Consider the following 19,966-nt stretch of genomic DNA (forward strand, 5'->3'; position numbering starts at 1 on the left):
GAGGCCGGCTCAGATGGTCGCGCCGCCGTCCACCACCAGGGCTTGTCCGGTCATGAAACTGCCCGCCTGGGACGCCAGATAGACCGCCGCCCCGGCGATCTCGTCGGGCTCGCCGATCCGGCGCAGCGGCACCCCGGCGGTCGAGCGCTCCAGGGTCGCGGGATCGTCCCACAGGGCCTTGGCGAAGTCGGTCTTGATCAGGCCCGGCGCGATGCAGTTGACCCGCACGTTGTCGGGTCCGAACTCGTGGGCGAGGTTGCGGGCCAGCTGGAAGTCGGCGGCCTTGGAGATGTTGTAGGCCCCGATGACGGCGTTGCCGCGCAGGCCGCCGATCGAGCTGACGATGATGATCGCCCCGTCCTTCCGCTCGCGCATCTCCGGCGCGACCATCGAGATCAGCCAGTGATTGCTGATGATGTTGTTGTCGAGGATCTTGCGGAACTGGTCGTCGGCGATCCCAGCCAGGGGGCCGTAATAGGGATTGCTGGCGGCGTTGCAGACGCAGACGTCGACCTTGCCGAAGGCGGACTTGGTTTCGTCGACCAGCCGCTGCAGGTCTTCCTTCGAGGCGATGTTGGCCGGAACGGCGATCGCCGTGCCCTCGCCGTGCCTGTCGTTCAGGGCCGCGGCGACTTCCTCGCAGGGGCCGGCCTTGCGCGACGAGATCACCACCTTGGCGCCGTGCTCGGCCAGGCGTTCGGCGATCGCCTTGCCGATGCCGCGCGAGGATCCGGTGATGATCGCCACCTTGCCGGACAGGTCGAACAGGCTCACGGGCGCACTCCCTAAACGTTTGTTTGAATTGTCGGCGACAGTGGCCCCGGGGCGCGGCCCGGTCAACCGCGATCGAAAAATGCGCCGCCGCTGTCGGGACGGCTGGACCTGGACCGTCCTTGGCCCGAACAGTCCCTTCGAGACAGACGGAGCTTTCCATGGCCTTCACGCCCCCCGCCGCCGCGCACGAGCTGACCCTGACCCGGATCATCGACGTTCCGGCCGACAAGCTGTTCAAGTGCTGGACGACGCCCGAACTGCTGCCCAAGTGGTTCTGCCCGCCGCCCTGGCGCGTCAGCCACGCCGAGATGGACGTTCGCAGCGGCGGCAACAGCTACATCGTCATGAGCGGCCCGAACGGCGAAGAGATGCCCAATCCCGGCGTCTATCTGAAGGTGATCGAGAACCGGCTGATCGTCTTCACCGACGCCTTCACCAGCGCCTGGGTCCCGTCGGCAAAGCCGTTCATGGTCGGGATCGTGCAGTTCGAGGACCTGGGCGACGGCAAGACCCGCTACACCGCCACCGCCCGCCACTGGACCGCCGAGGACAAGGCGACCCACGAGCAGATGGGCTTCCACGAAGGCTGGGGCGTCGCCGCCGACCAGATGACGGCGCTGGCGGCGACGCTTTAGCTTTTCAAGACGTCATCGCCCGCTTTATGCGGGCGACCTAAGCTGAGCTAACCACGAGCTGACAGGTCGCTTGGGTCGCCCGAACAAGTCGGGCGATGACATCGAAATGGGAAAACGGCTGAACCGGCGGAGGCCCCCCTACCGCCCCTCCCCCTTCAGCTTGGCGTAGTAGTCGGCCAGCACCTTGAACGCCGCCTTGCGCCGGCCGGTCGGCGAGATCAGGCCCTTGCGGTTCCAGCCCTGCTGGTAGACCGGGTGCTGGCGGCGGGGCGAGCGGAAGTCCTTGAGGATCCAGGGCGACAGGCCGCGCAACGACGGCGCGTTGGCGGCCATGGCCAGGGTCTGCTCGTAGTAGCGGGCCTGGAAGTCCTCGGAGAACTTGCGCATCAGCACCGGGTCGCTGAACCCGGCCAGGGCGTCGGCGCCGAACTCGGAGAACACCATCGGCTTGTCGGTGGGACGCCAGGCGATCTTCGCCACCGCGTCGAGATCGTCGTCGGAATACCAGCCGGCATAGGTGTTGACCGCCAGCACGTCGAGCTTGGCGGCCAGCGGATCGTCGATCCACTGCTCGGCCTGGCGACCGTTGGGGCCATCGACCGTCTTGCGGGCGGCCAGCAGGGCGGCGGTGACCAGGCGGGTGTCGTCCAGGGCGCGGACGTCGTCGGTCAGGGTTCCCAGGAAGGTGTTGCGGGCCTCGCCGACCGGGGTCTCGTTGGCCACGCTCCACAGCACGATCGAGGCGCGGTTGCGGTCGCGATGGATCGAGTCGGCCAGCATCTCGCGGGCCAGCTTCAGGGTGCGCGGATTGTCGAAGGCCACCAGCCAGTAGATCGGGATCTCGCTCCAGACCAGCAGGCCCATCTCGTCGGCGACGCGGGTGGTGACCTCTGAGTGCGGATAGTGGGCCAGGCGCACGAAATTGGCGTTGAGGCCGTCGCGGGCCTCGCCCAGCAGGGCGCGGGCATTGGCTTCGGTGATGGTGCGGGCCGGATTCTCGCCCAGCTCCTCCTCGTGCAGGCAGATGCCGCGCAGGAACACCGGCTTGCCGTTCAGCAGGATCTCGCCGCCGCGAACCTCGATGGTGCGGAAGCCCACCCGGTCGCTCAGCACGTCGTCACCCGCCTCGACGCGAACGTCGTACAGCGTGGGCGCGCCGGGGGCCCAGCGCTTGAGGCTCTTGGGCGCGAGGGCCGAAAGCTTCGCCACGCCGTCCGCGCCCGCCTGGCCCGACAGGGTCAGGCCCGCGACCTTGACGCTGACCGCCGCTCCGGCGGCGGCGGCGCCGTCGAGCTTGACGTCGGCGGCGATGGTCCTGCCGTCGCGGGTCAGCCGCACCCAGGCCTCGTCGACGAAGGTGGCCGGGGTGATCACCAGCCGCACCGGCCGGGTGATGCCGCCGTAGGTCTCCCAGTCGGTGACCGGCGGCGGAGCGCCGTCGACCGAAGGCGTGGAGTCGACGCCGACGGTCACCTGGTTCTCGCCGGCGCGCAGCAGCGAGGTGACCTCGAACGAGAACGGCGTGAAGCCGCCCTCGTGCTCGCCCACGGCCTGGCCGTTGAGGAACACCTTGGCGGTGTAGTTGGCGGCTTCAAAGCGCAGGAAGGCCCGCTGGCCGGGCTTCAGGGCCACGCTGTCGAACCGCCGCTGGTACCAGACCAGGCCCTGGTAGTGGCGCATCTCCGGCGCGTGGGTCAGCCACGAGGCCGGCAGGGTCGCCGTCGGGCTGCGCTTCATGTCGTATTCGTAGAGCGCCTTGGGATCGGCGCGGGTCACCTGGTCGACGTCGCTGTCGTCATAGCGCCGGTGCCCTGCGCCCGGCGGGCCGCGATGGAAGCCGGTGACGCCGTCGCGGTAGGGATCGACCGAGTAGTTCCAGGTTCCGGACAGATCCTGACCGGGCCGCAGGTCGGCGCGGTTGAGGATAGGGCCGGCCATGGCCGCCGATGTCGCCAGGAACGGGGCCACGACCGCCAACGCCCATCCGAAGATCCGCCGCATCCGCCTCTCCCTCGCTCGCGACGCTGGTAATGCCAGCGCCGTCGTTGGCGGGGATATTGGTCAGGCCAGTGAGCGGTTGTCCAGACCGCCGCGACGGCGCGCCTTGGTGGTCAGCAGGCCGGCGCCGCGCCGAGCTTCTCCACGCGTGGGCCATGGCGGCCGCCGGCGAACTCGGTCGCCAGGAAAGCCGCTATGCAGCGCTTGGCTGCGTCGAGCCCGACCAGACGGGCGCCGAGGGCGATGACGTTTGCGTCGTTGTGCTCGCGGCTGAGCGCGGCGGAGACGGGTTCGTGGACCAGGGCGCAGCGACAGGCTGGATTGCGATTGACCGCGATGGAGATGCCGATGCCCGAGCCGCAGAGCGCGACGCCGCGTTCGGCTCGACCGCTGCCGACCTGTGCGGCCAGCTTGTAGCCGTAGTCGGGATAGTCGACACGCGCATCGCCCTGAGGACCCAGGTCGGTCACCTCGTGGCCTTCGCCAGTCAGCCAACCGACCAGCTCGGCCTTCAGATCGATCGCCGAATGGTCCGAGGCGATGGCGATGCGCATGGCGTTCAGCTCCCCCGTTCCGCCTCACCGCCGGGGTGTCCGACCGGCGGCGGAGGGATCGCCGGCAAGTCGACGCCCACCTGCCCGGCGCACCACCGAAGCGCGCGATAGCGTGCGGCGCTGATGCCCGTGGCGCCTTTGGTTCTCAGTCGGCAAACCACGCTGGGCCCATTCTCCTGGCGCGCGTAGTAGACGACGATGCTTCTCCCGCTGCCTTCGTGGATCGCCTTGTAGCCGAGCGCGCCAGGCCGCTCGTTCTGCGTTATCGGACCATCGTCCCAGGCTTTCAGGTGTTCGGCCTGAACCACCTGCTCGGCGAAGGCCTCGGGGGTCACCGCCTTGGGCAGGTCGATGACTTGAGCATCGATCCCGCCGGCCAGGAGGTCGGCGCCATCAAGGGTCCTGAGCACGGTGAAATCCGCACTCTGCGACAGCAACAAAATCGCCAAGCCTTGAGCCAGCATCGTCACCCCGCAAACCTATTCGAAAGCGATAGAAAGCGCGCGTAACCGCTACCATAACGATAGCTGCGCCTTAAGCGTTTTCTGCGGGAGAACAGGCTACCGTCACGCCTTCGGGCACTTGGCCCCGGTGTCCATCCAGGCCTGGATCAGCGCCCCCAGCTGCGCCTGCGTGCCCGGCGCGGGCTTTCTTCCCTCGCCGGGGTTCCAGCTCCAGCCGACCAGATGGTCGTGGGCCATGTGGTGCTGCAGCTGGGCCAGGGTCTTGCCGCCGTTGCGGGCGGGATCCTTCAGCTGGGCGCAGATCGCGCCAAGCGACTTGCCCTGCCAGGCCATCTCGGCGGGCGCGACCGCCCATTTGGGATCGCCCGGCATGCTCTTGATGTGCTCGCCGAAGATCCGGACGTTGGCCGGCCCGTGGCACGATCGGCAGGGCAGACCGGTCGGGCCGTGGCCGCTCTGGCCGGCGACCATCGGCGGGTCGTGCGGATGCAGGTCGTCGTCCTGGGTCGGGACGCGGGTGGCCGGATGGCAGTTCAGGCAGCGCGGGCTCTGGATCACCTTGCCGGCCTCGGCGAACAGGGCCAGCGACCGGGCGGCCGGATCCTGGATCGACTGGAAGTCGGCGGCGGTCTTCAGGACCGGAACCGGCGCGCTGGCGGCGGCCGCGGGCTGGCCGTCGAGGGCGCTGGCGACCACCGCTCCGCCCGCGAGGGCGAGGCCGGTCAGCAACAGCAAGGCGGCGGGGCGGGACATCGGCGTCTCCCTTCCCGCCTGCAACGGCCGGGATCAGGCGCCGGTTGCCTCTTTCAGGAAGCGCGCGATCCAGCCGGCGATGCGGCCGCTGTCGTTGGGCGCGGCCAGGGAGGCGATCGCCGCGTCGGCCTGGGCCTCGGTAAAACGCGTGCCGCGCCGGCTCTCGATCAGGGCCGTGGCGTAGGCCGGGTCGAACTCCGGATGGAACTGCATCGACAGGGCCTTGTCGCCATAGGCCAGCACGCCGAACGGGGTGAAGTCGCTGCCCGCCAGCACCCGGCCGCCGGGGGCCAGGGCCACGACCTGGTCCTGATGCGAACCGGGGGCGGTGACGTGGGCCACCTCGTCCATCCACGCCGCCGGTCGCGACACCGAATAGCTCTGCAGCCCCACGCCCCAGCCCTTGTCGGACTTCACCGCGCTGCCGCCGAAGGCCTCGGCCATCACCTGGTGGCCGAAGCAGACGCCGACCAGCGGGACCTGGTCGCGGGCGCTGGCCAGGAAACCCTTCAGCGGGTCGATCCACGGCAGGTCGTCATAGACCCCGGCCGAGCTGCCGGTGACCAGCCAGGCGTCGCAGGCGTCGATCGCCTTGGGCAGCTCGCCGGCCTGGACGTTGAAGGTCGCGTAGTCGTGGCCCGGCCCCAGCAGGCGCTGAAACATGCCGCCATAGCGGCCAAAGGTGGGGATCAGGCTTTCGGGCGGCTCGCCCGTTTCCAGCAGACCGATGCGCATCGTCTTCCTACTGGCGTCCTATCGCGTCGCGCCGGGCTTCCACAGCACGTCCCTCGCGCCGTCGGAATTGGCGCGTCGGGCGGCGACGAACAAGAGGTCCGACAGGCGATTGAGGTATTTCAGCGCCGGCTGGCCGACGATCTCGCCCTCGGTGGCGGCCAGGGCCACGCAGGTCCGCTCGGCCCGGCGGCTGACGGTGCGGGCCACGTGCAGGGCCGCCGACAGGGCCGAGCCGGCCGGCAGCACGAACGAGGTCAGGGGCGAGAGGCGTTCGTTGATCAGGTCGATCTCGGCCTCCAGCCGCTCGACCTGGGCCTCGACCACCCGCAGCGGCTCCCACTCGGGCTTGCCGTTCTGCTCGGGGGTGGCCAGATCCGCGCCGAGGTCGAAGAGGTCGTTCTGGATGCGCTCCAGCATGGCGTCCAGCTCGGGGTCGTCTCCCGCGTACTGGCGGGCCACGCCGATGAAGGCGTTGGTCTCGTCGACCCCGCCATAGGCCTCGACCCGCAAGCTGGCCTTGCTCACCGGCTCGCCCGTCGACAGCCGCGTCGAGCCCTTGTCGCCGGTGCGGGTATAGATGCGGTTCAGGACGACCATCTGGTTACCCTTTGAAACAAAGCTGCAAAATCAGCGGACTAGTAAAGCTAGCGGTGGCTCCACCAGAAGGCGGCCACCAGCACCAGCACGGCGACGAACTGCAGCACCACGCGCAGCCGCATCAGCCGGTTGGAATAGGAGCGGCCGAAATCGCCGCCACGGAAGAGGGCGTAGATCCCCACGCACAGCGTCGCCAGCACGGCGAACAGGGCGACAGGGACCAGGATCTGAAACAGGGGGGCCATGCCCTCCAACCTAGAGGGTGACAGCCGAAATCGAAACGATTTCGGCGGCCGTCACCCTCTAAATTTAGAGGGCGAGCCTGCCACACCGTTTCGGATCAGGGATCCGAACCGGGCAGGCTCGGCGCCGCTCGCTCGAGGAACGCCAGAACCGCCCCACTCGCTCAAAAATCGCAAAACATGTTCGACGAGCATGTTCGTTGAGTGCATTTGTCGCATCGACGATTGAGCAGCGCTACCATAGAAAGAAATCCAGCCAAGGTTCACCGACTTTCGCTACTTTTGTGGGTTGAAATCCCTTGCACACATGGGTAAACGCCCCCACCTGATTTCACAGTGCGCGTTCGTTGAACATGATCGACACCCAGCCGCGGATCGTTCAGCGCAGTTTGTTTTTCCGCGGTCGGTCTGGAGAGAGAACGACATGTCGCAGAGCTCCCGGCTCACCGCGGCCCCCTCCGAACGTGAAGAGGCCCTGGCCGAAGTCCGCCAGTTGATTACCGACCTTCGAGACGCCGCCCAGGATGGGCGCGACCTCGCCCGCCGCTACGCCGACGTCCTGCAAAACGTCGTCGACGAGTACTGCATCGAATTTGAAAAGCGCGCTGAAGCCGCGCTCGCCCGCCTGGAGGCCGTCGCATGAGCTTTGTTTCCGTCAACATCGAGTCCGGTTCTGAAACCCCGGTGAAGCTGACCCGCCGGGCGCTCGCCAAGCAGCGCACCCGCGAACGCGTCCTGTCGGCCGCCCGCCAGCTGTTCAGCGAGCGCGGCTACGAGGGCGCCACGATCCGTGACATCGCCCAGGCCGCCGGCATGTCGACCGGCGCGGTGTTCGCCAGCTTCTCGGACAAGTCGGAACTGTTCGACGAGATCCTGACCGCCGACTACGAAGTCATCTACGCCCAGATGAAGCAGGCCGCCCGTGACGGCGAAACCGTCGCCGACGCCCTGATCGGTCTGTTCGGCGTGGCCTACAGCTTCCACCTGGAGCAACTGCCGCTGCTGCAAGCCAGCATCGCCGTTTCCTGGACCCGTTCGGACGCCGCCGAGAAGCGCGCCCGCGGCGACATCAAGCACCTTTTCGGCCTGATCGCCGACGCTCTGGAGCGTGGCGTGCAGTCGGGCGAGCTGAAGGCCGATGTAAACGCGAAACTCGTGGCCGAAATCGCCTGGGACGTGTATGTCGCCAACTATCGCCGCGCCGTCTTCGACGGTTGGACGGTCGAGAACCTGGTGGCTCACCTGCGCGAACAGCTGACGCTGATCCTCGCCGGCGCGCGCGCCTGAGGATGGTTCCGCCGGGGGGCGGACCGTCCCCCGGACCAGGCCAACGATAAGGAATGACGATGCGGGCGTCCGTCGGGGTCGGGCGCGCGGGTCGGTGTGTAAATCAACGCTGCGTGTCCGAGGGGGAACTGCGTGGGCGTACGCGACGAACAGAAACAGGCGACGCGCGAGCGCGTGCTCGAGGCCGCGCGCGACCTGTTCAACGAGACGGGTTACGAAGAGACGACCATTCGCGCCATCGCCGAGCGGGCGGGCGTGTCGGTGGGCAGCGTCTTCACCACCTTCGCCTCCAAGGCCGAGGTGCTCAGCCATGTGATGGATCGAAGGCTCGGTGATCTCTATGCCGAGTTCGACCGGGTGCTGCCGTATCTGCGCGGCGCCACGGCCGACCGGCTGTGCTCGATCTTCGCCATCCACTACGAGTTCGAGACCCGGCGGGTGCGGCTGTTCCTGGCCCACATCGCCGCGTCCTACAGCCCGAGCAACGATCCGGGGGTCACCCCCTACGGACGCAACGAACACCTGGCCGACATGCTGGAAATGGTGCTGCGCGACGGCGTCGGCCGTGGCGACGTACGCCCCGACCTCGACTTTCCGCTGACCGTGGAAGTGCTCAAGGCCTGCTACGCCGCCAACTACCGCCTCGCCGCCGCCCAGGGCGCCGACGCCGCGGCGATGTCGGCGGCGATGGATCGGCAGATCGCTTTGGTCGCCAGCGGCTGGCGGCCCAGACCCTAGATCCCTCTCCCCCTGCGGGAGAGGGTGGCCCGCGAAGCGGGTCGGGTGAGGGGTCGCACGAACAGAAACGCCGCGGCGGCTTCACGACTGGCGCGGCGTTTGATTTCTGAGAGACCCCTCATCCGACGGTCTTCGACCGCCACCTTCTCCCGCAAGGGGAGAAGGATCTCTCTTCAGTTCCCATCCTCCAGCAGCCGCCGCGCGATGACCTGCGCCTGGATCTCGCCGGCGCCCTCGAAGATGTTGAGGATCCGGGCGTCGGCCAGCAGGCGGCTGGCGGCGTATTCCATGGCGAAGCCGTTGCCGCCGTGGATCTGCAGGGCGTTGTCGGCGGCCGCCCAGGCGACGCGGGCGGCGATCAGCTTGGCCATGCCGGCCTCCAGGTCGCAGCGCTTGCCCTCGTCCTTCTGGCGGGCGGCGAAATAGGTCAGCTGGCGCACGCCCATGATCTCGGCGGCCATCATGGCCAGCTTGTTGTGCACCCGGGGAAAGGCGAAGATCGCGTCGCCGAACTGCTTGCGGTCGAGCGCATAGGACAGGCCCACCTCCAGCGCCGCCTGGGCCACGCCCACGGCCCGGGCCGCGGTCTGGATGCGGGCGCTTTCGAAGGTGGCCATCAGCTGCTTGAAGCCCTGGCCCGGCACGCCGCCCAGCAGGTTCTCGGCGGGCACGGCGAAGCCGTCAAATGCCAGCTCGTATTCCTTCATGCCGCGATAGCCGATCACCCCGATCTCGCCGCCGCTCATGCCCTGGGCCGGGAAGTCGTCGCCGTCCACGCCGCGCGGTTTGGGCGCCAGCAGCATGGACAGGCCGCGATAGTCGCTGGTCGCCGGATCGGTGCGGACCAGCAGGGTCATGACGTCGGCGCGGGCGGCGTGGGTGATCCAGGTCTTGTTCCCGGTCACCACATACTGCTCGCCCTCCAGCACCGCGCGGGTGCGCAGGGCGCCGAGGTCGGAGCCGGTATTGGGCTCGGTGAAGACGGCGGTCGGCAGGATCTCGGCGCTGGCGATCTTCGGCAGCCAGTATTGCTTCTGCGCTTCCGTGCCGCCGGTCAGGATCAGCTCGCCGGCGATCTCCGAGCGGGTGGCCAGGGATCCGACGCCGATCCAGGCGCGCGACAGCTCCTCGGAGACCACGCACATGGCGGTCTTGCCCATGCCGGAGCCGCCGTACTCTTCAGGGATCGTCAGGCCGAACACGCCCAGCGCGCCCAGCTCCTCGACCAGTTCGATCGGGATCAGCTGGTCCTTCAGGTGCCACTCGTGGGCGAAGGGGGTGACCTTCTCCTCGGCGAAGGCGTGGAACTGGTCGCGGATCATCTCGAAGGTCTCGTCGAGACCGGTGTGCTCCAGGGTCGGCCGGCCGCGCGCCTCGGCCAGGCGCTGGGCGACGCGGGTCTTCACCGCCTGCGTGCCGCCCTCGATCATCAGCTTCATGATGCCGTTGGAATAGAGACGGTTCAGCGCCGAGCGGTCGGTGACCAGGTGGGCCGGCCGGACGATCTCGCCCTGATTCATCGGCACCCCGCCGACCAGCTGGGCGCAGTATTCGGAGAATAGCAGCTGGGCCAGCAGGGCCTCGACCTCGGAAAAGCGGCCCTCGCCTTCCAGCCGCTCGGCCCAGCCGGCGACTTGGTTCATCAGCTCCGCATAGGCGGCGTACCAGCCAAAGCCGTGCACGGCGTGCTGCTGGGCGTCGGCCAGCTTGCGGTCGATCTTGCCGGTTTCGGCCGTCACGGCGGCCTTCACCGCCGGCTTGGCCTCGGCGACGAACAGCTGCGCCGAGGTCGCCGCCTCGCGCAGCAGGCCCGTCAGGCCGGGCAGGATCAGGGACGGCTGGGCGACCGCGTCGGTCATGGCTCTCGAACTCCCCTGGGCGGACTTATGTTTTCCGGCAGTCTGATGCCTTTCGCACCTGCGAGCAATGCGGCGATGCAGCAAAGGGTTTCCCTCTCCGGCAAGGAAAGGGTTTCCCTCTCCGGCAAGGGGAGAAGGGCTCTCTCAGAAAAATTTCAACATGAACGAAATCTGTCGAGCGACCTGACGGCCCGGTTCAGCTTGGCCCTGCCATGTTGCGTCTCACGGGGCCGACGCGCCCCGGCAAAATTCAAATGGGACGAAGGACTATCGCCATGCAAAAGAACAACACCATCAAGACCATCGGCCTGACTATCGCCGCCGCCGCCACCGCCTTCACCATGGCCGCGGCCCCGGCCGCCAACGCCGTCGAACAGCGCCTGGGCGGCGTCGTCGGCTGCCAGGCCTCGGGCAAGAAGCAGGAAACCGCGGCCGTTATCGGCGGCCTGCTGGGCGCCGTCGCCGGCTCGAACCTGGCCAAGAACGACCGCGGCACGGGCACCGCCATCGGCGCCGTGGTCGGCGCGGGCGCCGGCTCCTACGTCGGCTGCTCGATGCAGAAGAAGGACGCCGCCAACGACGTCGGCGGGGCCTACAAGACCAGCAACGGCATCCGCATCTCGCACAACATCGACGATGCGCCGATGACCAAGATCAGCGGCAAGTACGTCGCCCGCTCGAACCTGAACCTGCGCGCCTCGGCCTCGACCCGCGGCCAGCGCGTCGGCTCGGTCGTCACCGGCGAGACCTTCCAGGCCCTGGGCCGCACCGGCGACGGCAAGTGGATCCTGGTCGGCCAGAACGGCGTCGGCGTCGGCTACGTCTCCAGCGCCTACGTCTACCGCGCTTAAGCGAGGTTCGGGGCGCGCTCCCGTCCCCCTGCGCGCTCCGTGCGAGCCCGCCTGGTCCCCCGCCCAGGCGGGCTTTTCGTTGGCCCTCACCCCAGAGCGCTGACGCCGCCCAGCCAGGTCTGCCAGACCACGACGAACCCGCCATGCAGCAGCACCGCCGGCCACAGCGAGCCGGTGCGCAGCCGCATCAGGGCGCAGGAAAGCCCCAGGATCCCCGTGCACAGCAGGAAGTCCCAGCGCAGGAACATCGTCGCGTGCGGCAGGAAGGTCAGGGTCTCGAAGGGATGCCAAGCGACATAGAGCGCCGTCGAGACGGTCACCCACAGCCACGGCCGGCGGGTCTCGTCGCGTCCCGGCAGCAGCAGGGCGCGGAACGGAATCTCCTCGCCCAGGGCCGGCACGACCCACACCGTCAGTAGGCGGATCATCAGCCCGGGAGCCGTCTCGGTCGGGAGATAGAGGCCGGTCGAAAGGCCGATGGCGGCCATCAGCGCGCCGCAGATCACCGCCGCCAGGGCGCACCATCGCCAGCCGGCGGCATCGGGCAGGGTCGTCAGGGCCAAAGCCAGACGCCGGCCCAACCGACGTACCCAGCCCTCCGGCGGCGCCTCGGACACAACAGGCGTCCTGGCTCGGACATCGGCCAGCCTCGCGGTCACAAGCTCGACCGCCTCCGCCGGGCCTTCCAGGCTCAGGCCCTGATAGGTCTCGGCCTCGACCACCAGCAGGCCGTGCTCGGTCTCCCATTCCTCATGAGAAACCTCCTGCGATCCGCCGACGCCGGACCAGCGATTCTTCAGGGTCGCGCCGCTTTCCAGCAAGGCCGTCAGCAACGCCGCGCGCAGGTCGCGGTCGTACTCGTCGCCCAGATGGACGTTCAGCTGCGCCACTTCAGCGTGGTTTCCTTGACCGGATTGACGAAGGCCCGGCCCTCGTTGCGGCTGGCGACCCATTCGCGCTTCAGCTGCTGGTACCACTTGGCCTGGGTGTCGGCGTCGTCGATCCAGATCAGGGACGGATCGTATTTCAGCCCCTCGTTCTGCAGGTTCACCATGCGGCCGTCCTGGCGCAGGAACTCGCGGGCGAAGGGGGCGATCAGGGCGCGCAGCATCATCACCGGATGGTCCGACCAGATCAGCTGGCTGATCCGCGTGCTGGTCTCGGTCAGCGGCGTCAGGCAGGTCAGGGCCAGCACCTGATGCTTGCCCACCACGATGTGCTCCCAGCGATAGCCGGGCAGGCGGAAGGTGATCTCGATCTCCGGCGCGCCGCCGAGGATGTCGTAAAGGCGGTTGGCCTTGCTGCGCCCGTGGCGGCGCATGACGAAGCCCTCCGGAGAAGGCGCGAAGACCTTGGTCTTCTCCGACTGGCGCTTGGACGAGCGGGCCCACCAGGCCTCGTGCACATAGGGGGCGTGGGTGGGGTCCATCAGACCGACCACCGCGTGATCCATGTGGGTCTCGAAGACCATCGAGTCGACGATCTTGGCCTGGCCGCCGACCACGCCGGGAAACGCGGGCGGGGCCTGCGGCGGCTCGCCATCGAAGCGGGGATCGGCGCTGATCCAGACGAACACCATCCCCTGGCTCTCGGCCGCAGGATAGCGCCGCACGCGGATGCGGGAGACCTCCAGGCTCTGGTCGCTGGTCAGGGACGGGATCGCCGCGCAGGCGCCGTCCGATCCGAACCGCCAGCCGTGATAGGGGCACTCGACGCTGGAACGGCCGTCGGCCTCTTGCGTCAGCTTGCCGCCCGACAAGGGCGCGGCGCGGTGCGGGCAGACGTCGCGGATGGCGAACACCTTGCCGTCCTTGCCCCGGCTGACCAGCACCGGCTCGCCGAGGATCTCGTAGCGCGCCAGCTTGCCGGTCTTCACCTCACGCGACAAAGCCGCGAAGTACCAGGCGTCGAACAGGAAGCCCTTGCCGAACTTGGCGGGCGGAGCCTTGGCGGAGCCGGCGGCTGGGGAAGCGATACGAGCGTCGTCGGCGGGCATGATCGTCGATATGGCGAATGAACGGGGCTTACTTACGGCGCCTTGTCCAGAGCGTCGCCTTCCATCGGCGGCGCATCGGGCGCGCGGTCCAGAAAATGGATCAAATCCGCGGGACGCGCTTGGCCGTCACCAAGCAAGCAGTCGGCGATCTTTGCTTCAAGAGAGGATTCATCGGTAGCGGACATGTTCGGATGCTAACGCCAGTCCGCTGACCTTTTAAGTCTGCGTGATCACCAAAATCCGAACATTCCCCGCGAAGGCGGGGACCCAAGCTGGCTCACAGGACGAGCCTGAGCACATCCGCACCTCGGCTTGGATCCCCGCCTCCGCGGGGATGAACGGAGAGAATGGTGAGAGATCAGCGCCCCGCCGTCTCCACCAGCCGCTGGTAGAACCGCACCATCTCCTCGAGGTTGGCCAAGGTCATGTGCTCGTTGGTGCCATGGATCATCTTGGTGCCGTCCATCGACAGGGTGATCGGCTGGAAGCGGTAGATGTCGTCGGCGATCGGCGACATGAAGCGGCTGTCGGTGGCGGCGATCACGAGGCCCGGCGCGACCGGCGCGCCGCTCTCGTTTCCGGCCAGCGAGGCCAGGGTCTTCCAGCCGCCTGACGTCGTCGAAGACACCGGCGAGGGATCGTTGGGCTGGCGCTCCCAGGCCAGGGTCACCGGCAGGTCGCCGACGGCGCCCTTGGCGCGGGCCATCACCGCGGCCGAGCTGTCGTCCGGCGCGATGCGGTAGTTGATCCAGGCCGTGGCGTCCTGCGGCAGGACGTTGTCCTTGGGCGAGCCCTTCAGCATGGTCGGGGCGATCGTCGTGTGCAGCATGGCCGCCCCGGCCGGCGACTTGGCCATCTGCTTGATCAGCAGCGGCGAGAACAGCCAGGTGTTGGCCGCCGCCATCTTCGCCACGGGCGAGGCGCTGGGGGCCAGCGACTTCAGCATGTCGGCGCCGGGGCCTTCGAACTTCATCGGATGGGGATGGTCGGCGATGGCCAGCACCGCGCGGGCCAGGGTGGTGACTCCGGTCTGGGCCGGCGGGGTCGAGGAGTGGCCGCCCGGGGCCGGGGCGGTGACCCGCAGCGTGCCATAGCCCTTTTCGGCCACGCCGATGATCGCCGCCGGGCCCTTGGTCACCGGATTGTCGGCCACCACCACCATGCCCTCGTCGAGCACGAACCAGGCTTTGACGCCCCGCGCCTTCAGCGCGTCGGCCATGGCCCGGGCGCCGGCGCCGCCGACCTCCTCGTCATGGCCGCTGGCGATGATGACGGTGCGCTTGGGGACGAAGCCGCCGGCCGCCAGGCCCTCGACCGCTTCGAACAGGCCGACCAGCGAGCCCTTGTCGTCGACCGAGCCGCGGCCCCAGACCGCGCCCTCGGCCACCACGCCGTCGAACGGCGGATGCTTCCAGTCCTTCTCGGTGCCCGGCGTCACCGGCACCACGTCCTGGTGAGCCATCAACACGACCGGCGGCAGCGACGGGTCCGAGCCCTTCCAGGTGTAGATGAGGGCGTGGCCGCCGACGACCTCGCGGGTCATGGCCTTGTGGGCGGCGGGGTAGGTGCTCTGCAGCCAAGCGTGCAGGGCGTCCCATTGGGCGAGATCGTTCTCGGCGGCGTCCTGGTGGCTGACGGTCTGGAAGCGGACGGCCTCGCCCAGGTGGGCGGCGGCCTTGGCGGCGTCGAACGGACGGGCGGCGGCGAGAACGACGTCGCCCGCGGGGGCCGGCGGCTTGAAGGTGGCGGTGCGCACCGCGACCACCCCGGCCAGCACGGCGACGACGCCGACCGTGCCCAGCGCGACCTTGCTCTTCCACCCCATGACGCCCCTCCGCGAATGCCAGGGCGCGACTGTGGGACGGGACGGCGTGGTTGCCAATCCCCATTTCGATACGCGATGGATCGAAATGGGGAGCACGGCTTTTCTAGAAGCGATAGCTGGCGGTCATCCGCACACTGTGCACCTCCAGAAGGTTCTCGGCCCGCTGCATGTCGGTGCCGGCCGCATTGGTCAGGATGAAGGGATTGGTCGCTGGCGCGGGCCCTTGCACGCGGACCGGGCCGCTGTCGTCCTCGAGCCGGGTGTAGAGATATTCCAGCCCCAGCCGCACACGGCCATCGATCTGCCGCTCCAGCCCAACGCCGGCCTGATAGCCGTCGGCCTTGTCGTCATGATCGGCGACGAAGGTGTTGACGGTATTGCTGGTGCGGAAGGCGTGATCGAGGTCGCCCCGCGCCACGCCCCCCGTGGCGTAGGCCAGATAGGGACCCATGGCGTAGCCGCCGCGTAGGCGGACGGCGGCCAGCGACTTCAGTCGGCGGTCGAAGCTGTAGAAGGCCGGGGTGGTGGAAAAGGCCGTCACCCGATCCTCCAGTCGCAGGCGCTCGATCTCGGCCACGCCGCCGATCACGAACGACCCGAACTGCCAGTCGTAGCCGCCGCGCAGGCCCAGTTCCCAGTTGTTGTCGTCGTCGCCGACGCAGCCGCCAGCCGCGGTCGGTCCCTTGGCGAAGCCGTCGCAGAAGCCCGGCGAGAAGGCGTTGGCGCCAGCCGCCGTGGTGACGGTGTCGCCGTACTGGCCGTCGAGGTTCTTGTCGAACACCACCTGCTCGCCGGTGTTATCGGCGCTCTTGGCGTAGCCGAACAGCGCCCCGACATAGGGGCCGCTCCATTGGCCGGTCATGCCCTGGGCCTGGGCCGATCCGCCGAGGATGGCGCTCGCCGCGAGCGCCAGGGCGGCGGCCTTAAAGGTCTTGGTCATTGTGGTGGTCCCTCCGGCGGCCGGGGGCGCCGCCGAAGGGAGCTACGAGCGAACAACGTTCGCGGATGCGGCCAGCGCCCCTCAGCCCTTCACATGCGTCGTCGGCCGATCGTCGCCTTCGGACACCTCCGCGCGCCACTGGCCCTTCTCGTCTTCGTAGGTGATGCCGGTGGTCTCGCCCGCCACTTGCTGCTCGCCGGCGGCGCGCTTGGCGGCGGCCAGGGCGGCGTCGTGGCTGGGGAAGGTCTCGGAGAACACCGCGCCCAGCTTGTAGGCCCAGCCGCCGTCGTGCTCGACGATGGTGTAGGTGATGTCGGTCATGGGAACTCCTCGTGGTGCGGTGACAACAGGCGCGAGAGGGACGTGGTTCCGGCGCGCTGTCTTGGACGCAGGCGCCGTGTCGCGCGCGCCCTACCCTTCCCCGCCCAGCTCCTGCACCTCCTCGAACGTCCGCAGGCCCGGGCGCTGGGCGCAGACCAGCACGCCCATGTTTCCGGGCAGGTGCTGGTTGGCCAGCATCTTCTCGTGGGCGGCGGGGATGTCGTTCCAGGGGAACACTTCCGACAGGCAGGGGTCGACGCGGCGGTCGATGACCAGCTGGTTGGCGGCGCTGGCCTGCATCAGGTTGGCGAAGTGCGACCCCTGCACGCGCTTTTGGCGCATCCACAGGAAGCGGGCGTCCATGGTCAGGTTGAAGCCGCTGGTGCCGGCGCAGATGGCGACCATGCCGCCGCGCTTCACGACGAAGACGGAGACCGGGAAGGTCGACTCGCCCGGGTGCTCGAACACCAGATCGACGTCCTTGTTGCCGGTGATCTGCCAGATGGCTTTGCCGAACTTGCGGCTCTCCTTCATGTAGTCGGAGAACTCCGGGCCGTTGACCTTGGGCAGCTGGCCCCAGCAGTTGAATTCCTTGCGGTTCAGCACCGCCTTGGCGCCCATCGACAGCACGAACTCGCGCTTGTCGTCGTCGCTGACCACGCCGATCGCGTTGGCGCCCGCGACGGCCGCCAGCTGTACGGCGAAGACCCCGAGGCCCCCGGACGCGCCCCAGACCAGCACGTTCTGGCCGGGCTTCAGCTCATGCGGCTTGTGGCCGAACAGCATGCGGTAGGCGGTGGCCAGGGTCAGGGTGTAGCAGGCCGCTTCCTCCCAGGTCAGGTGACGGGGGCGCGGCATCAGCTGGCGGGATTGGACGCGGCAGAACTGGGCGAAGCTGCCGTCCGGCGTCTCGTAGCCCCAGATGCGCTGGCTGGACGAATACATCGGGTCGCCGCCGTTGCACTCCTCGTCGTCGCCGTCGTCCTGATTGCAGTGGATGACGACCTCGTCGCCCAGCTTCCAGCGCTTGACCTTGGCGCCCACAGCCCAGACGACGCCCGAGGCGTCGGAGCCGGCGACGTGGAAGGGATGCTTGTGGCCGTCGAGCGGGCTGATCGGCTCGCCGAGGGCGGCCCAGATGCCGTTGTAGTTGACGCCGGCGGCCATCACGAGGACCAGCACCTCGTCCTCGCCGATCTCCCAGGTCGGCACCACCTCGACCTGCATGGCCGAACCCGGCGGGCCGTGGCGCTCCTTGCGGATCGTCCAGGCGTACATCGACTTGGGCACGTGGAAGGCCGGCGGGATCTCGCCGATCTCATAGAGGTCTTTGACGGCAGACGTGGCGGTTTCGAGGGTCGCGGCGGTCATATCACTCCCCGGCTTTTGGCCCCGGCTCTTCGGCGCTGCAACATGAACGCCAAAAGGACTGTTTGCGCTCCGCGGTACGGTTCGGCGCGAACGAAAAACGCGCCGCCGGGCCGTCGTTCTTATCGTGTTCTCCGGCGACGCTAAGCCTGCCGGTATGGCGAAGGCTGAGACAAGCGTTCGGATCTGGCAAGTGGAATCCTTGTGCGTCGCAGCATGGTTGCGCGAGAAACCATCCGTGACCCCGGAGGTTGCGCGCTTCCCATTCGCGCCGCGCCGGGCGAGGTTGCGGACATGACGCCGACGATCCCGCCGCTGCTGCACGTCTCGCGCCCCACGGGCTCCATCATCCTGCTGGAGCTGGACGCCCCGCCGGCCAACGCGCTCGGCCTTTCCCTGCGCGCCCAGCTGGTCCGGGCGCTCGACGAAATCGCCACCGACGACGACGTCCGCGCCGTGGTGCTGACCGGACGGGGCGCGGTGTTCTGCGCCGGCGACGACCTGCGCGAGGCGGCCGTACGCGGCGACGGCGCCCTGGCGGCGGTGGAAGACTTCAATCGGCTGATGGACTGGGTCGAGGCCCTGCGGGTGCCGACCATCGCCGCCATCGACGGCTGGTGCTTTGGCGGCGGGCTGGAGCTCGCTTTGGCCTGCGACATCCGCCTGGCCAGCGACCGGGCGGTGTTCGCCGCCTCTGGCGTCAACATCGGCCTGGTGGCCTCGGTGACGCGCCTGCCCAGGCTGATCGGCGCCGCCCGCGCCAAAGCCCACCTGCTGACCGGCGCCCAGTTCGATCCGGCCCGCGCCCTGTTCGACGGGATCATCACCGCCGTCCACACGCCCCAGACCCTGCTGCGCGAGGCCATGAGCCTGGCCGAGGCCATATCCTCTCGCGCGCCCCTGGCCGTGGAGGCGACCAAGCGGATCGTCGACGGGCGGTCTTACGTGGAAGAAGAGCTGCCGGCCCTGATCGCAAGCGCCGACCACAAGGAGGCGATCTCGGCGTTCATGGCCAAGCGCACGGCGGATTTCCGCAGGAAGTAGATCCTTCTCCCCTTGCGGGAGAAGGTGGCGGTCGAAGACCGTCGGATGAGGGGTCTCTCAGACACGAGACGCTTCATCCAGTCTGGCCGCCACACGCCGCTTTGAGTTCTGAGAGACCCCTCACCCGACCTGCTTCGCAGGCCACCCTCTCCCGCAAGGGGAGAGGGAAAATCAAACCGGCTTATCCCCCGCGATCGTCACCCGGAACCCCGAACGGACGTCCGGGAAATAGTCCCAGATCGCCTGGTGCCAGGTGCAGCGGTTGTCCCAGAAGGCCACCGAATTGGGCCGCCAGCGGAAGCGGACCTGGAAGTCCGGGTTGGCGGCGTGGTGGTAGAGGTAGCCCAGGATCGCGGCGCTCTCGGCCTTGGGCAGGCCGGCGATGTGGGTGGTGTAGGACGGATTGACGAACAGGCTCTTGCGGCCGCTGACCGGGTGGGTGCGCACCACCGGGTGGGCGGTGCAATTGTACTGCCGGTCGAGGTCGGGGAAGAGCGCCTTGTAGATCGGGTTGGCGTCGTGGACGGCGCTCAGACCCTCCAGATAGGCCTTCATGCGATCCGACAGGGTGTCGTAGGCCGCGTACATGCTGGCGAAGACGGTGTCGCCGCCGTCGTTGGGCACGATCGGCATGTGCAGGATGCTGCCGAGCGGCGGTTCGGGATCGCAGGTCAGGTCCGAGTGCCAGCTCTCGCCGGCCACGAACTTGGAATTGCCGTCGGCGTGGATGGCCACGATCTCGGGATGGTCGGCCAGGCCCGGCACGCCCGAATGGATGGCCAGCGACCCGAACTTGCGGCCCAGCGCCTTGTGGGCGTCGTGGGTCATCTCCTGGTCGCGGAAGAACAGCACCTGGTGCTGGGTCAGGGCCTGGTGCAGTTCCTCGAACTGCCGGTTCGACAGCGGCTGGCCCAGGTCGAGGCCGAACACCTCGGCGCCGATCCGGCGGGTCATCGGCTTCACTTCCAGCACGTCGTAGGCCATC

The 19,966-nt window shown here is 68.4% G+C and carries 23 protein-coding genes; 6 read left to right on the forward strand and 17 right to left on the reverse strand.

What is annotated here, in order from left to right; all coding sequences use genetic code 11:
• Positions 1-9: 9 nt before the first annotated feature.
• Positions 10-774 carry an SDR family oxidoreductase gene (locus tag I4Q42_RS13410; RefSeq protein WP_198576577.1) on the reverse strand — a complete coding sequence of 255 codons (765 nt, stop codon included), beginning with the start codon at positions 772-774 and terminating at the stop codon, positions 10-12.
• Between the two features lie 158 nt (positions 775-932).
• Here I4Q42_RS13410 and I4Q42_RS13415 point away from each other — a divergent pair, with 158 nt between their 5' ends.
• Positions 933-1,409: an SRPBCC family protein gene (locus tag I4Q42_RS13415; RefSeq protein WP_198576578.1), complete on the forward strand. Its 477-nt coding sequence runs from the start codon at positions 933-935 to the stop codon at positions 1,407-1,409.
• Positions 1,410-1,547: 138 nt separating this feature from the next.
• Here I4Q42_RS13415 and I4Q42_RS13420 read toward each other — a convergent pair whose 3' ends face one another.
• From I4Q42_RS13420 to I4Q42_RS13450, 7 genes are all read right to left on the reverse strand, one after another.
• A complete protein-coding gene (locus tag I4Q42_RS13420) occupies positions 1,548-3,410 on the reverse strand; it encodes a glycoside hydrolase family 2 protein (protein WP_232793099.1) in 1,863 nt (620 codons plus the stop codon).
• Between the two features lie 110 nt (positions 3,411-3,520).
• Positions 3,521-3,961 (reverse strand): ribose 5-phosphate isomerase B, encoded by a 441-nt coding sequence (gene rpiB, locus I4Q42_RS13425; protein ID WP_198576579.1) that lies wholly within the window; start codon positions 3,959-3,961, stop codon positions 3,521-3,523.
• A 5-nt stretch (positions 3,962-3,966) separates the two neighbouring features.
• Positions 3,967-4,425 (reverse strand): hypothetical protein, encoded by a 459-nt coding sequence (locus I4Q42_RS13430; protein WP_198576580.1) that lies wholly within the window; start codon positions 4,423-4,425, stop codon positions 3,967-3,969.
• Between the two features lie 102 nt (positions 4,426-4,527).
• Positions 4,528-5,178 (reverse strand): Isoquinoline 1-oxidoreductase subunit, encoded by a 651-nt coding sequence (locus tag I4Q42_RS13435; RefSeq protein ID WP_198576581.1) that lies wholly within the window; start codon positions 5,176-5,178, stop codon positions 4,528-4,530.
• A gap of 33 nt (positions 5,179-5,211) precedes the next feature.
• A complete protein-coding gene (locus I4Q42_RS13440; RefSeq protein ID WP_198576582.1) occupies positions 5,212-5,913 on the reverse strand; it encodes a type 1 glutamine amidotransferase in 702 nt (233 codons plus the stop codon).
• Between the two features lie 18 nt (positions 5,914-5,931).
• A complete protein-coding gene (locus I4Q42_RS13445; protein WP_198576583.1) occupies positions 5,932-6,510 on the reverse strand; it encodes a cob(I)yrinic acid a,c-diamide adenosyltransferase in 579 nt (192 codons plus the stop codon).
• Positions 6,511-6,557: 47 nt separating this feature from the next.
• Positions 6,558-6,755 carry a twin transmembrane helix small protein gene (locus tag I4Q42_RS13450; RefSeq protein ID WP_198576584.1) on the reverse strand — a complete coding sequence of 66 codons (198 nt, stop codon included), beginning with the start codon at positions 6,753-6,755 and terminating at the stop codon, positions 6,558-6,560.
• Positions 6,756-7,176: 421 nt separating this feature from the next.
• Here I4Q42_RS13450 and I4Q42_RS13455 point away from each other — a divergent pair, with 421 nt between their 5' ends.
• The 3 genes from I4Q42_RS13455 to I4Q42_RS13465 all read left to right on the forward strand — a co-directional run bounded on the left by I4Q42_RS13455 (position 7,177) and on the right by I4Q42_RS13465 (position 8,777).
• On the forward strand, positions 7,177-7,395 hold the full coding sequence (locus tag I4Q42_RS13455) for a hypothetical protein (RefSeq protein ID WP_198576585.1): 219 nt from the start codon (positions 7,177-7,179) through the stop codon (positions 7,393-7,395).
• Complete coding sequence (locus I4Q42_RS13460; protein WP_198576586.1) at positions 7,392-8,039, forward strand: TetR/AcrR family transcriptional regulator; 648 nt, start codon at positions 7,392-7,394, stop codon at positions 8,037-8,039. Before I4Q42_RS13455 ends, I4Q42_RS13460 begins: the two co-directional genes overlap by 4 nt.
• Before the next feature lie 132 nt (positions 8,040-8,171).
• The gene (locus tag I4Q42_RS13465; RefSeq protein WP_198576587.1) at positions 8,172-8,777 is read left to right on the forward strand and encodes a TetR/AcrR family transcriptional regulator; all 606 of its coding nucleotides are present in this window, start codon (positions 8,172-8,174) and stop codon (positions 8,775-8,777) included.
• A gap of 173 nt (positions 8,778-8,950) precedes the next feature.
• On the opposite strand, the gene I4Q42_RS13470 is transcribed toward I4Q42_RS13465, so the two are convergent.
• Positions 8,951-10,636, reverse strand: coding sequence for an acyl-CoA dehydrogenase family protein (locus tag I4Q42_RS13470; protein ID WP_198576588.1), 1,686 nt, complete (start codon positions 10,634-10,636; stop codon positions 8,951-8,953).
• A gap of 275 nt (positions 10,637-10,911) precedes the next feature.
• Between I4Q42_RS13470 and I4Q42_RS13475 the strand changes: the two genes are divergently transcribed.
• Positions 10,912-11,487: an SH3 domain-containing protein gene (locus I4Q42_RS13475; RefSeq protein WP_198576589.1), complete on the forward strand. Its 576-nt coding sequence runs from the start codon at positions 10,912-10,914 to the stop codon at positions 11,485-11,487.
• An 86-nt stretch (positions 11,488-11,573) separates the two neighbouring features.
• Here I4Q42_RS13475 and I4Q42_RS26070 read toward each other — a convergent pair whose 3' ends face one another.
• The 7 genes from I4Q42_RS26070 to ccrA form a co-directional block, all read right to left on the reverse strand.
• Positions 11,574-12,377 carry a CPBP family glutamic-type intramembrane protease gene (locus I4Q42_RS26070; protein WP_332873078.1) on the reverse strand — a complete coding sequence of 268 codons (804 nt, stop codon included), beginning with the start codon at positions 12,375-12,377 and terminating at the stop codon, positions 11,574-11,576.
• A complete protein-coding gene (locus tag I4Q42_RS13485; RefSeq protein WP_198576590.1) occupies positions 12,365-13,483 on the reverse strand; it encodes an aromatic ring-hydroxylating oxygenase subunit alpha in 1,119 nt (372 codons plus the stop codon). The genes I4Q42_RS26070 and I4Q42_RS13485 overlap by 13 nt, the downstream gene beginning before the upstream one ends.
• A gap of 32 nt (positions 13,484-13,515) precedes the next feature.
• Positions 13,516-13,668, reverse strand: a complete 153-nt coding sequence (locus I4Q42_RS13490) for a hypothetical protein (protein WP_198576591.1) — start codon at positions 13,666-13,668, stop codon at positions 13,516-13,518.
• A 173-nt stretch (positions 13,669-13,841) separates the two neighbouring features.
• The gene (locus tag I4Q42_RS13495) at positions 13,842-15,308 is read right to left on the reverse strand and encodes a M20 family peptidase (RefSeq protein ID WP_198576592.1); all 1,467 of its coding nucleotides are present in this window, start codon (positions 15,306-15,308) and stop codon (positions 13,842-13,844) included.
• Positions 15,309-15,411: 103 nt separating this feature from the next.
• Positions 15,412-16,248 (reverse strand): outer membrane protein, encoded by an 837-nt coding sequence (locus I4Q42_RS13500; protein ID WP_198576593.1) that lies wholly within the window; start codon positions 16,246-16,248, stop codon positions 15,412-15,414.
• An 81-nt stretch (positions 16,249-16,329) separates the two neighbouring features.
• A complete protein-coding gene (locus I4Q42_RS13505; protein ID WP_198576594.1) occupies positions 16,330-16,569 on the reverse strand; it encodes a DUF2188 domain-containing protein in 240 nt (79 codons plus the stop codon).
• 90 nt (positions 16,570-16,659) lie between these two features.
• Positions 16,660-17,940, reverse strand: coding sequence for a crotonyl-CoA carboxylase/reductase (gene ccrA / locus I4Q42_RS13510; protein ID WP_198576595.1), 1,281 nt, complete (start codon positions 17,938-17,940; stop codon positions 16,660-16,662).
• A 291-nt stretch (positions 17,941-18,231) separates the two neighbouring features.
• On the opposite strand from ccrA, the gene I4Q42_RS13515 reads away from it, so the two are divergent.
• Complete coding sequence (locus tag I4Q42_RS13515) at positions 18,232-18,981, forward strand: enoyl-CoA hydratase/isomerase family protein (RefSeq protein ID WP_232793100.1); 750 nt, start codon at positions 18,232-18,234, stop codon at positions 18,979-18,981.
• A 171-nt stretch (positions 18,982-19,152) separates the two neighbouring features.
• Here I4Q42_RS13515 and I4Q42_RS13520 read toward each other — a convergent pair whose 3' ends face one another.
• On the reverse strand, positions 19,153-19,965 hold the full coding sequence (locus I4Q42_RS13520) for a TauD/TfdA dioxygenase family protein (protein ID WP_198576596.1): 813 nt from the start codon (positions 19,963-19,965) through the stop codon (positions 19,153-19,155).
• Between the last annotated feature and the right edge of the window lies 1 nt (position 19,966).

The sequence above is a fragment of the Caulobacter hibisci genome, assembly GCF_016135805.1.
Classification (GTDB): Bacteria; Pseudomonadota; Alphaproteobacteria; order Caulobacterales; family Caulobacteraceae; genus Caulobacter; species Caulobacter hibisci.